The following is an 11,716-nucleotide window of genomic DNA, read 5'->3' on the forward strand; positions in this document are numbered from 1 at the left end:
AAAAGCCGTAAAGCATACAGGCAAGTTATAATTCTCTTGCGGATCAACGTAACAAAAATTTATGAGTAACCCACTAGTACAAGCTTTTTTCGTAGGCAGAGCAGTAGCCGAAGTAGTTAATGAGCGTTTAGAGGTCGCCTTGACCGACGCTTTGAGCGATTTGGGCAAATTTGATGCAGAAGCTAGAGAGCAGTTACGCCAGTTTACAGAAGAAGTCCTAGAGCGGGCAAATCGGTCAGCAGAAGCAGCTAATTCTGATCAAGCTACAAGTAGTGGACAAACCAGTTCTGATTCAGGTGACTTGCAAGCAGATATTGATGAATTACGAGCAGAAATTGCCCTATTGCGAACAGAATTGCAACATTATCGCAGAACTTCTGCATAAATTTAGTCAGTGGTTATTAGTCATTGGTCCATTGGTCATTGGTCAAAAATTACTTACGAATGACAAATGACAAATGAGACTATAAGAAAAAACAGTTTAGGAATCAGAGTGTCTTCTCTCTCAAGTGATTCGGTTGCAAACCAACGGTACACAAAGGATATGGAACAAGGTTATTCAGATAAAGCATACCGTTGGAATCGGGAAAAATACTCTAGCAGACGGCGTTTTGTGGACATTTGGTCTTTTGTCTTGACCTTATTGTTCAAACTTTGGCTATACAACAAATCTTGGAGTTATCCGGGTGGCGTGAGTGATGTAAAGCAAGCTGCAAGACGCAAAACCCAAGCGGTTTGGATTCGCAATACCCTGCTGGATTTAGGCCCAACCTTCATCAAAGTTGGGCAACTATTTTCTACCCGTGCTGATATCTTCCCTGGTGAATATGTAGAAGAACTAGCCAAATTACAAGACAAAGTACCGGCATTTAGCTATGAGCAAGTAGAAGCGACCATTGAGAAAGAATTAGGCAAAAAAATTCCTGAACTTTTCCAGAATTTTGAACCAATTCCCTTAGCTGCTGCTAGCTTGGGGCAAGTACACAAAGCTGTACTGCATACTGGGGAATCAGTTGTAGTCAAGGTGCAACGTCCTGGATTGAAGAAGTTATTTGAAATAGATTTACAAATTCTCAAGGGAATTACCCGCTACTTTCAAAACCATCCCAAATGGGGACGGGGAAGAGATTGGTTAGGTATTTATGAAGAATGTTGTCGCATTCTTTGGGAAGAAATTGATTATCTTAACGAAGGTCGTAACGCTGATACTTTTCGCCGTAACTTTCGCGGCTATGATTGGGTGAATGTCCCAAGAGTATACTGGCGTTATGCTAGTTCCAGAGTACTGACTTTAGAATATCTCCCTGGAATTAAAATTAGCCAATACGAAGCTTTAGAAGCAGCCGGTTTGGATCGAAAGGCGATCGCTCGTCAAGGCGCTCAAGCCTACTTACTACAGTTACTCAATAGTGGTTTTTTCCACGCCGATCCTCACCCAGGCAATATTGCTATTAGTGCAAGTGGGGCTTTAATATTCTACGATTTCGGCATGATGGGGCGAATTAAATCCAACGTGCGCGAAGGACTGATGCAAACGCTGTTTGGTATCGCTCAAAAAGATGGCGATCGCGTTGTGCAATCTCTGATCGATTTAGGCGCGATCGCCCCAACTGATGATATGGGCCCAGTGCGGCGTTCCGTCCAGTACATGCTGGATCATTTCATGGATAAGCCGTTTGAAAATCAGTCCGTGGCGGCAATCAGTGACGACCTTTATGAAATAGCTTATAATCAGCCATTTAGATTTCCAGCAACCTTCACTTTTGTGATGCGAGCCTTTTCTACCCTAGAAGGAGTAGGCAAAGGTTTAGATCCAGAGTTTAACTTTATGGAAGTTGCCAAACCTTATGCAATGCAGCTTATGACCGATATGAATGGTTCTGAGGGGAATACCTTTATTAATGAATTAAGTCGTCAAGCAGCTCAGGTAAGTAGTACTGCTTTTGGTCTACCACGTAGATTAGAGGATACGCTAGAAAAGCTAGAACGCGGAGATATGCGCCTCCGCGTTCGGTCTATAGAAACTGAACGGCTATTGCGGAGGCAGAGCAGTATTCAGCTCTCAATGAGCTATGCTCTGTTAATCAGTGGTTTCACACTTTCAGCTACGATCTTAGTGGTTAGCAATCATGTCTGGTGGGCACTGCTGCCTGGTTTAATAGCACTAGGGATTTCAGTGATCCTGATCCGACTACTTTTGCGCCTTGACCGTTACGATCGTATGTATTAATTGTTGCAAAAAAAATTATGAAACTTAATTTCACGGGTTTTAGCGATCCGGGACTTATTCGTTCTAATAATCAGGATGCTTACTATGTCGATCCAGAAGGGCGGTTTTTTGTTGTTGCCGATGGAATGGGTGGCCATGCTGGAGGTGAAGAAGCTAGCCGCATAGCCACTTCAGAAATTCAGGCGTATTTGCTGGCAAATTGGGAATCTTCTAAATCTTCTCAAGAATTACTAGAGCAAGCTTTGTGGGGTGCCAATGAAGCGATTTTGCAAGATCAGCAAAATCATCCCGAACGTGCCGACATGGGTACAACAGTTGTAGCAGTAATTTTTCGCGCCCCAGAGTCACCCTGGTGCGCTCATGTTGGCGATTCGCGGCTGTATCGCTTTCGAGAGTCGCACTTAGAGCAGGTAACAGAAGACCACACTTGGGTTGCACGAGCAATCAAAATCGGTGACATAACTTTAGATGAAGCGCGATCGCATCCTTTTCGTCACGTATTATCGCGCTGTTTAGGGCGTGAAGACTTACATCAGGTTGATGTGCAACCACTAGATGTAAAAGTTGGCGATCGCTTGCTTTTATGTAGTGATGGTCTTACAGAAGAACTTGTGGAACAGAAGATTGCTCGCTGTCTCTTAGATGCTCCTTGGCTTGATAAGGCCGCCATCTCTCTAATTGAGGCTGCTAAGGAGCATGGAGGGCACGATAACATCACAGTTGTCATCGTCTCACTAGAATAGTTATTAGATCATTAGTCGATGCTTAGTAACCTTAAATCAAAGGACAACTGACAAATGACAAATGACAATTCTGGTAGATATACTCAGCAATTTGTTCAGTGTGAGCATTTTTAGTTTTTACAATTTGATACAAATATTTTTAGCCTCCAAAGTCACCTAATGAGGCTGAATTTGCATCAAATTGATAAATTGACATCTTGCACATAATAAGGTAAAGCGACTATAATTCACGCTTATTACCATTCATCCCCCAACCTCCTGAAAGTCCTAGCTTCCGAAGCTTCCTCCATATTTATTTGTGGAGACAGAGTATCTTATGTTTTTCTCAAACAGGAAAATGTATAGGACTCAGGACAAAATCTGCTTATCTCCTCAAAAGAGATCAGTGCAAAGCAGAAATGGTTGAGAGGTAGTTATATCTACACTTCGTTCAAACAGAGCTTATTTTCCGGAATACGGCTCGGCTGACTTGGGTAGTATATCAGCAGGATTAGGTGCAAGATATCATCTCAAAAAAAATCCACACTTAGGATGTGGGCAATGTGTCAAACAATTGTTATCTTTCTTAATACAGAGGAACAAATGTTGGACACATACAAGTCCAATTATTATCCCATTTGGACTTCTGTAAGCGATATCACCTTTACGCGTTTTTTTTCGGAGTTTTAACTATGAACCAACCAATGAAACTATCCTTGGAACAACAATTCAGTATCTGCTCATTTGCCACTCAAGTACAGAATATGAGCCACGACCAAGCTAAAGACTTTTTAGTCAAGCTCTATGAGCAAATGGTAGTGCGCGAGGCAACTTATCAGGAGCTTCTTAAGCATCAGTGGGGCTTAGATTCCGGTTCCACTATGGCATAGAGTCGTTCTACTGTCGCAGTGGACGACCTCCTTCTCTTGCTTGGTTCCAAGGAGGAAAAGAGCTGGGGATGTCGGGGCGTCAACTTCGATAAACAATTCCAAAAGAGCGCTAGAAGAATTCAACTTACAAAATTAACCAACAACTAGTAAAACTTTCAACTGCATATCTGCTGGAGTCTAGACACAACCTTAGCTTTGCAGGCTAAACTTACTGTTCACTTGAGCAAAATTTTTTTACTGTCTCTTTTGTCTAGTCCAAGAATTACACCTGCGTAAATTTACAACTCTCTGAAATATGTACACAAGAACATTCAGAGATAACTTAGACATCCTTAGATTTTGGCAGCTCGTGTTTTCACTCTTTATACATATAACTAGAACTTACATCTTTATATATCTTTTGTTTATAAAAGTTTACATTCTTTGAGTTAGTAGACCTTAGATACATATATTACATGTAATATGAAGAAATTATTCCTAGCTGGAAAGATCGTATGGAGAATCTGTATCAATGCTTTCCAGTTTTGCCAGAATTTGAGGCTTAATTTTTTCATACTCGCTTTTGAGCAAGCTTTTACTCATTTGTGGGTCGGCAGAAGACATTAATGTGTTGCTCATTGCGACCCACTCTTGCAGTCGTTGACGCTGGGCAGAAGCAACGCTGGACGGTAAGATGTGTGTACAGCGATTTGGTGTTTCTCGTGCAAAGAACAACAGTCGGTAGTAACCTGTGTGCTGTAATAACCGAGTAATTTCTTGACCCAGACTGGTTTTTAGATCGAGGTAGTAAGGCAACCATTTGGCACCATGCTTATGGTTGTAGATGACAGTAATCCATAGCAACATGGGATGGGGAATAGAGATGAAAAGAAATTGGTTATAGCGGGTACAGAGTAAGCGCTTCTGAATTTCTTCTTGCGATAGCATTACCCATAGCGCTGGTAAAACCTCCCCATTGCTTTGAATAGACTGAGGAAACACAATATCGGCAATTGGTTTATTTTGGGGCCAGGAAATAGCACGAGCGATTTCATCGTTAGACAAGGATGCCCGCAAATCGGCTTTAGTCTTCTGTTCAAGCTCAGGACTAGCCGTAGTAGTAGGAATTAGGGCATAGCTATCTTGCTTAACTTTGCGTGTATGCTCAGGTTTTTCTAGAGATGCTAGAACTCTCAGGATTTCAGTGATACTTTGGGGGCGATCGCGTGCTACCTTAGCGAGACAACTCATCACCAAATTTTCGATTTCTTTTGGTAGTTCTAACCCAGGTGCAACCTCAGCAAAAGAACGTGGTTTTTGATAGTGATGTGTTTTATACCATGCTCCAAAAGAATGAGTTTGTGCCACTAGTGGCATTTTGCCTGTGAGCATCTCAAACATCATTACACCCAAACTATAAATATCAGCACGGTTATCTAATTCCTTACCCTCCATCTGTTCGGGAGAAGAATAAGCCAATGTCCCCAAATAGAATTTTGTATGGTCGCCATCCGACTGTAATAACTTAGCAATACCAAAATCTAGAACCTTGACCAATTCTCCGAAACTAGGATCTTGAATCACTAGCATATTGCTTGGCTTGACATCCCGATGGATAATTGGGCAAATTGTGCCCTCAACTGGAATGCCATCATGAGCGCACTGTAACCCCAGACTTAGTTGACGCACCATACTCAGAAATCTTGGTAAAGGCAGTCGTTGCTTACGAATAATATTGTTTAGGCTTTGTCCTTGTAGATATTCCATGACGTAGAACGGGGTGTTATTCTCATCTACGCCATAGTCCATAACTCGGACAATGTGGATACTTTTTTGACCTAGTAAAGCACAGGTTTTTGCTTCTCGCTCAAAGCGGTCTTGCAATCGCATCTTTTCATTTTGAATTGATAGAGCGAGAAACTTAACCGCAACAGGTACACCTCCCAACAAAGTATCTTTAGCACGATAAACTCGACCCATTGCTCCAGTACCGATTAACTCCTGGAGTTGGTAGCGTTTGCTGAGTAAGCGACCAATGTTGGGGTCTGACATAGAGAATTTGAATCCAAAAGCAGGTTGTAAGTGTTTAGGAGAAAAAGTGCATTCAAACTGATATCTGAATTATTAGGCCCAGAAATGACTTTCTAGATTCGTACCATAAGGCAGAAATAGAAGTCAAAAAACAAAAAGCTTATAGAATAGGCTGTTGGATGATTTCCAATTGTTGCTCTATCTACACAGTCGTGTGCGAGTACACTGGGGTGGAAATTTGCCTACCTTTAAGAAGGGGATTTTGCCCCAAGTCTTTTTTAATTAAGATAGTAAGTACATTTACGCAGTGCTATACTAGTTTTTTCTAGCCCTCTTTTAGAAGATTGCAGCCATCCTGTGGTAGTTTGCAACAGAGATGGTAATTACAACTGGTGAAATATGCCAGAGCAAACAAGCAGAAAGAGTAGATAATGACGCTTCATATCATTTTGCACTTTAATTATGTTGTAGTTTTAGTTTGCCCAATTTTGAGCCAATAGATAACTCTAGCATCTGCCAAAAATCTTAATTGGGAACTACCACACTCACTACAGAGTTATGATAACTGAGTGATGAGTCAGGGTTTTGAATATAAATAAAGCATCAGAAAAAGAGATGAGGGTTGCCTGTCTAGCTTTATATCAGCTCCTAGCCCTTGTATCTCATAAAAAGTTCTCTAGTTTGCTAGGATTTGTAACTGCTAGGATTTATAACTGTGATTTTAGTGGTCAATGACTCACAACTAAAGTTTTACTTTATTAACACTTTCATTCTACTTTCAGCAAAACTGTCTTTTGCCTTTGTTTTGTTCAGTAGGGATAACAACAAATACTTATTGCTTGACCAGGTTTTTAACCTTCAGACTTATTATAACTAGATAAAAATGTATTATTTATGAATGAAATTGTGATAATATCAATTCACTATTTTGCGTTTTTTCTGTAGATTATAAGACATATCAAAAACTGATTTATTACCCATTACATAGTATTGTATTCGACGTTTAATAATATTCTTCAACCGGGAAAGAAAAACAGAAAAAAAGTGCGGATTTTTGATGATTTCTCTTAATGCTGTTAACCATCTTCTTTGCTTTATAGGCAATACAACTTGATAGTAAGCTAGATGTTTTTTATAGGATGCAAGATTATAAGATAGAGCAAGCATTAAAGCTGGATTGTTTTTCACCCTTTCTTGTTGCATGAAAGAATTAGTAGCTATGCAGCATTGATTTAGACGTGATAATATACTTTGACGTACAAGAGAAATAGGGCGTGAGCGGTAGAAATAATAGGGTTCTGGCACAATAAAAAAGCGGGCACCATTGATTAGGCATTCCACATCAAACCAAAAATCTTCAGCCATACTCAGAGTTTCATTGTATAAAATGCCGTGATTAACCAAAAATTCTCGTTTGAATATAGGCTTGCTTAAACCAAAAGGCAACACTGGTTCTCCATAGACACCACTTTCTACAAAAGAAATGAGATCAATTTGGAGAGCTTCATCTAGATACTCTCCATTTTCTTGAATAAATGTACTCCAAGGAGATGTTGCGCCATCGTGGATTAGATAGAGATCGTCAGCAATTATGTCTGCGTTTGTTTTCGCTGCCATCAACAGAAGTTTTTCTAATCTTTGAGGAGCATACCAGTCATCTGAATCAAGAACAGCAACCCATTCTCCTTGAGCTGCTTTGATGGCACGATTACGCGCAGCAGAAACTCCAAGGTTTTGTTGATTAACTATTACTTTGAGGCGTTGGTCAGTAAAACTTTTAGCGACTTCTACAGTTTTATCACTTGAACCATCATCGACTATGATGACTTCAATATCATTGAGCGTTTGCTCTAAGGCTGACTGTATCGCCTTCGCAATATAAGCTTCAGTATTGTAAGCAGGAATAATGACGGATACTTTAGGATTCATAAAACTGAACTCCTGATTACACAGCTAGTTAATAATTTTAAGATTATGAAGATAAGTTTGATAACTTCCTCTTTACTATACAACTAAGTAGTCGGCAGGGCAAACGCATCTAAAATTACTCTTGATCACAACCAATATTAAGAACCAATGAAAAAATGCTTATTTTTCGTTTGGTTTAATTTGCAAGAATCAAAGCAATGTCTAGGACGGGGTATAACACTCTCTACGAGACGCTGTGCGGAGCTTGCTTCTTTGCAGCAGGGCGAATACTCGCTATCGGTGTCGCTTAAATTTTTATCAATAAATAAATAAGTCTTAATGAGATTTTTAAACTTTATTGAGAATAAATTAGTTTTGTTGATATTATGTGTTGCCTTGAGTAAGTTGGTGAAAATAAACTTGAACATTTCCGAACTAGTACGTTGCTAGAGTTATTTAGACAATATGGCTTCAGTTTACAGGTTAGACTCACAGCAGCAAGGTACATTGCTCTTAGGTTGATTGACGCTCTAGGCTAACTTCCATTGTGTTAGTTAAAAAATGACCAGCTAAGATACCACTACTTAGGTAATATCTATCTTCGGAAATCCGGTGTAGGGTTTCAAAGCCACTACGACGCTGACGATCGCCTAGTACCCAGTAACGCTGCACAATAGTATCTAGACCAATCCAGCCTTCACCTTCAACTTGCCCCAAAATATTATGTTGTAGTAAAAAAGTATACTGACGCTCTCCCTCATGCAATCGTCCTTTGTATTGTAGAGAGATTTCTGAGCGATCGCTACCAGGAAATATCAGCTTTGTAGCCATAGTGAACCAGTTATCTCGATTCCAAGCTACCAAGGTCATACCCTTGACGCTGATTGGCATACCATTTCGTTCCAGCCAATTTCCTTGCATTGCCCAGCGTCCTGGTTCCAATAAAAAAGTATGAGCCACCTTATATATTCCCTGTCTTGATCGAGTACCGCCAAGATTACAGTTATAGCAGTGCTGTACATGAATAGCGGGGCGTTTAGTCCGTCTTGAGTGAATAATGAAGAAATTTTTTATTGTTCCTGTTTCAAAACTAAGAACTGACTTTGGTGAATTTCTCCCAAAAGCACTTCTTGAGGTGCCCCTGTAGCAGTAGGTAGATTACCAGGAATGCCCAAATGCCGCCAGTAGGCTAAAACTGCAAAAGCGATCGCTTCTTTAAAATCTGCATTTAACCCAACTTCATCTGTAGCCAATACTGGGATTGATGCCAACAATAACTCTAATCGACGTTTCAAATAGAGATTGCGGCTACCACCACCACATAATAGTACTCGTTGTGGCATTTCTGGCAAAAAAGTGCGGTAACTATGAACAATTGAAGCAGCTGTCAGTTCTGTCAAAGTTGCCAGTATATCAGCAGGATTGAGTTGATATTCTTGGGCATCTTTTAAACACTGATGTAGATAAGTCACACCAAATAACTCTCGACCAGTAGATTTGGGCGGTGGTAAATGAAAGTAATCTTGGTTGAGCCATTGTTCTACCAAAGGATGGCAAGGAGTACCACTTGCTGCCCAATTGCCATTTTCATCGTAAGTTTTAGCACCAGCGCTTAAATGCTCTACCGCCAGATCCAACAGACTATTTCCTGGGCCAGTATCCCAAGCGCGAATTTGTGAGAGCCAATCGCCATACCGAGGCGGAATATAGGCTACATTACCAATGCCACCAATGTTTTGAATACAACGCCCTTCTTCAGGATGACTGAGCAAGTAGGCATCTACTCTGGGCACAAGAGGCGCACCATGACCACCAATAGCGATATCAGCAACACGGAAGTTGCTCACAGTTGTAATGCCCGTAAGATAGGCAATTAATTCACCCCGTCCTAGTTGGAGACTATAACCCAAAGGAGTGAGCATTTCTCTCCCCCTGCTCCTCTGCTCCCCTGCTCCCCCTGCTCCTTCTTTGGGTGGTCGATGATAAACCGTCTGACCGTGAGAGCCAATGAGAGTAGCTAGCTGATGACCAATTTGAATATTTTGGGCGGCTTGGGCAAAAACTTGGGCGATCGCATCATCTATTTCTGCCAATTCTGCCATTGAGATGGCAACGCCTGCACCAACTGCTAGTATTTTTTCTCTGAGTTCAGATGGATAAGGATATGTTTTACCGACTAGTAACTCAACTTTAAGATCCAATTCTGTACCGGAAACCTCTACTAACACAGCATCTATGCCATCTACGGATGTGCCACTAATTAAACCGATAATGCGAGTAGAGACAGCAGCTTTTTCAGTCGGATGCATTGTTCAAGATTCTTTTTTGGATTGCAAGAGGTAGTTTAATTCATGCTACTACCCATGTCAAAAAAAGTAAGGTGGCATAGTTGATTGGAAAAAGATAAATTTTGAGGGAAAGGGTGAAAGGCAGTCACAGCATAACGTCGTATTCCCTTGAAGTAAAAAGAATAATTTTGAAATTACAACAATTCCAGAGTTATGAAATGTATGAGACCTCTCTGGATGTATTGTGAAAAATGATGCAATTGGTTCTCATAAAAAGATTATGAAGTTGATCACACAGCAAAATGCAGGCTATTTAATTACCTTAAAGAACAAAGAACCAAGCTCATCTTGAGCTTGATTTTGAAAAACTATTTAGCCAATGAATAAACACGGATTTTCACGTGTTTGGTATAGTAAAATGCCTCATATAATCTTAATTTCGAACCTTAAAAATATAAATTGTGTGCGAATCAAAAAATGGCACTTTTTATAAATAAAGCTTGTTTACAATTTAGCACTGATAACTTCGCAAGTTCTACATAAAGCTATAGACATCGCACAACACAACATCAGTGATTATCCTCTAAATAAAATCCAATAACCTGCATTTTCATCGGGTATAGTCAAATCAAAAAAGTAGTAATCCCTCTGATGTTGGAATCTAGAAGCACATCGCACAATGAGGCTATGAACACGAAAGATTAAAAAACAAAAAGGATTGTCAAATGAAAAATCTTTTAATTAAGTCCGCGATCGCTTCTGGTGTTGTTTTGTCCTTAGCTACTGTTAGCCGTCCTGTAATGGCTGCGTCTTTTGCGGTATCAATAGAAAACGCAGGCGTACAAAATGCACAATTATCAAATCTTGTTAATGCTAATGTACAAACTTTTGATGCACAAACACAAGGTTACAGTGCAACAGGATTTCAATGGAATGATGGAACAAAAAATATTGGTAGCTATCAGAATACTCTGGTCATGAACGCAGAGCAATATGGTGGGGCTGGTGGAACAGGTAAGTATTTTGATGTAGACACGAATAGATCGGGTAATGGTCAAAAAGTTTCCACCCTCAATTTGACAACCCCACAAAGTTACTTTGGGCTTTGGTGGTCTGCTGGAGATGCTAGCAACGTACTTACATTTCTTTCACAAGGTCAGGTTGTCTATTCTATGACCACCGCTGACGTGGTTAACTATATTGCAAAACTATCAAATAAAGACAGCTACTACGGTAATCCTAATTCGGCATTCCTAAATCAGGATAACGGAGAACCTTTTGCGTTCATCAACTTCTACGATGTTGGCGGAACTTTTGATCAAGTTCAATTCACCAATATTGGCGGAACTGGTTTTGAATCAGATAATCACACAGTCGCCACTAGCTACAAGAGTATCACCGGTAATATAGTTACTCAAGCAGTGCCTGAGTCTTCTTCTCTCTTAGGAGTTTTTGCGATTGGTTTTGTGGGTGCTGCTTCAGTTATGATTCGTCAAGTCAAGAAAAAGTCAGTTTTGCAATTATCATAAGTCTAGTGGCTTGTAAACAAGATAATTTTTAGCTCACATTAAGTATATTCTGCACTTCTGATGATAACTAAGAGAATCTCGCTCTCAAGCGATCGCCACTTTAATAGCACTGCTTTAAAGCAATCTTATTAAAGACACC

The 11,716-nt window shown here is 40.2% G+C and carries 9 protein-coding genes; 5 read left to right on the forward strand and 4 right to left on the reverse strand.

The window, feature by feature from the left end:
- Positions 1 to 61 precede the first annotated feature (61 nt).
- From FBB35_RS17775 to FBB35_RS17790, 4 genes are all read left to right on the forward strand, one after another.
- Positions 62 to 385 carry a DUF6825 family protein gene (locus tag FBB35_RS17775; protein WP_174710762.1) on the forward strand — a complete coding sequence of 108 codons (324 nt, stop codon included), beginning with the start codon at positions 62 to 64 and terminating at the stop codon, positions 383 to 385.
- A 159-nt stretch (positions 386 to 544) separates the two neighbouring features.
- Complete coding sequence (locus FBB35_RS17780) at positions 545 to 2,230, forward strand: AarF/ABC1/UbiB kinase family protein (RefSeq protein ID WP_174713686.1); 1,686 nt, start codon at positions 545 to 547, stop codon at positions 2,228 to 2,230.
- A 17-nt stretch (positions 2,231 to 2,247) separates the two neighbouring features.
- On the forward strand, positions 2,248 to 2,973 hold the full coding sequence (locus tag FBB35_RS17785) for a Stp1/IreP family PP2C-type Ser/Thr phosphatase (protein ID WP_174710763.1): 726 nt from the start codon (positions 2,248 to 2,250) through the stop codon (positions 2,971 to 2,973).
- A 671-nt stretch (positions 2,974 to 3,644) separates the two neighbouring features.
- Positions 3,645 to 3,842, forward strand: coding sequence for an NblA/ycf18 family protein (locus FBB35_RS17790; protein ID WP_041565841.1), 198 nt, complete (start codon positions 3,645 to 3,647; stop codon positions 3,840 to 3,842).
- A gap of 477 nt (positions 3,843 to 4,319) precedes the next feature.
- Here the strand turns inward: FBB35_RS17790 and FBB35_RS17795 are convergent, their stop codons facing one another.
- The 4 genes from FBB35_RS17795 to FBB35_RS17810 form a co-directional block, all read right to left on the reverse strand.
- Entirely contained in the window at positions 4,320 to 5,873 is a 1,554-nt protein-coding gene (locus tag FBB35_RS17795; RefSeq protein WP_174710764.1) for a serine/threonine-protein kinase, read from the reverse strand.
- An 894-nt stretch (positions 5,874 to 6,767) separates the two neighbouring features.
- Positions 6,768 to 7,781, reverse strand: coding sequence for a glycosyltransferase (locus FBB35_RS17800; protein ID WP_174710765.1), 1,014 nt, complete (start codon positions 7,779 to 7,781; stop codon positions 6,768 to 6,770).
- A gap of 492 nt (positions 7,782 to 8,273) precedes the next feature.
- Positions 8,274 to 8,720 carry a hypothetical protein gene (locus FBB35_RS17805; protein ID WP_114083579.1) on the reverse strand — a complete coding sequence of 149 codons (447 nt, stop codon included), beginning with the start codon at positions 8,718 to 8,720 and terminating at the stop codon, positions 8,274 to 8,276.
- Positions 8,721 to 8,830: 110 nt separating this feature from the next.
- Positions 8,831 to 10,069, reverse strand: a complete 1,239-nt coding sequence (locus tag FBB35_RS17810) for an anhydro-N-acetylmuramic acid kinase (protein ID WP_174710766.1) — start codon at positions 10,067 to 10,069, stop codon at positions 8,831 to 8,833.
- A gap of 704 nt (positions 10,070 to 10,773) precedes the next feature.
- On the opposite strand from FBB35_RS17810, the gene FBB35_RS17815 reads away from it, so the two are divergent.
- A complete protein-coding gene (locus FBB35_RS17815) occupies positions 10,774 to 11,577 on the forward strand; it encodes a hypothetical protein (protein WP_174710767.1) in 804 nt (267 codons plus the stop codon).
- Positions 11,578 to 11,716 lie beyond the last annotated feature (139 nt).

Origin of the sequence: Nostoc sp. TCL240-02 (assembly GCF_013343235.1) — a bacterium.
In the GTDB taxonomy this organism is placed as follows: Bacteria; Cyanobacteriota; Cyanobacteriia; order Cyanobacteriales; family Nostocaceae; genus Nostoc.

Excerpts from the sequence above, each read along its gene's own strand:
- FBB35_RS17800 (WP_174710765.1), bottom strand. The coding sequence starts at position 7,781 with ATGAATCCTAAAGTATCCGTCATTATTCCTGCTTACAATACTGAAGCT.
- FBB35_RS17775 (WP_174710762.1), top strand. The coding sequence starts at position 62 with ATGAGTAACCCACTAGTACAAGCTTTTTTCGTAGGCAGAGCAGTAGCC.
- FBB35_RS17785 (WP_174710763.1), top strand. The coding sequence starts at position 2,248 with ATGAAACTTAATTTCACGGGTTTTAGCGATCCGGGACTTATTCGTTCT.
- FBB35_RS17810 (WP_174710766.1), bottom strand. The coding sequence starts at position 10,069 with ATGCATCCGACTGAAAAAGCTGCTGTCTCTACTCGCATTATCGGTTTA.
- FBB35_RS17815 (WP_174710767.1), top strand. The coding sequence starts at position 10,774 with ATGAAAAATCTTTTAATTAAGTCCGCGATCGCTTCTGGTGTTGTTTTG.
- FBB35_RS17795 (WP_174710764.1), bottom strand. The coding sequence starts at position 5,873 with ATGTCAGACCCCAACATTGGTCGCTTACTCAGCAAACGCTACCAACTC.
- FBB35_RS17780 (WP_174713686.1), top strand. The coding sequence starts at position 545 with ATGGAACAAGGTTATTCAGATAAAGCATACCGTTGGAATCGGGAAAAA.
- FBB35_RS17790 (WP_041565841.1), top strand. The coding sequence starts at position 3,645 with ATGAACCAACCAATGAAACTATCCTTGGAACAACAATTCAGTATCTGC.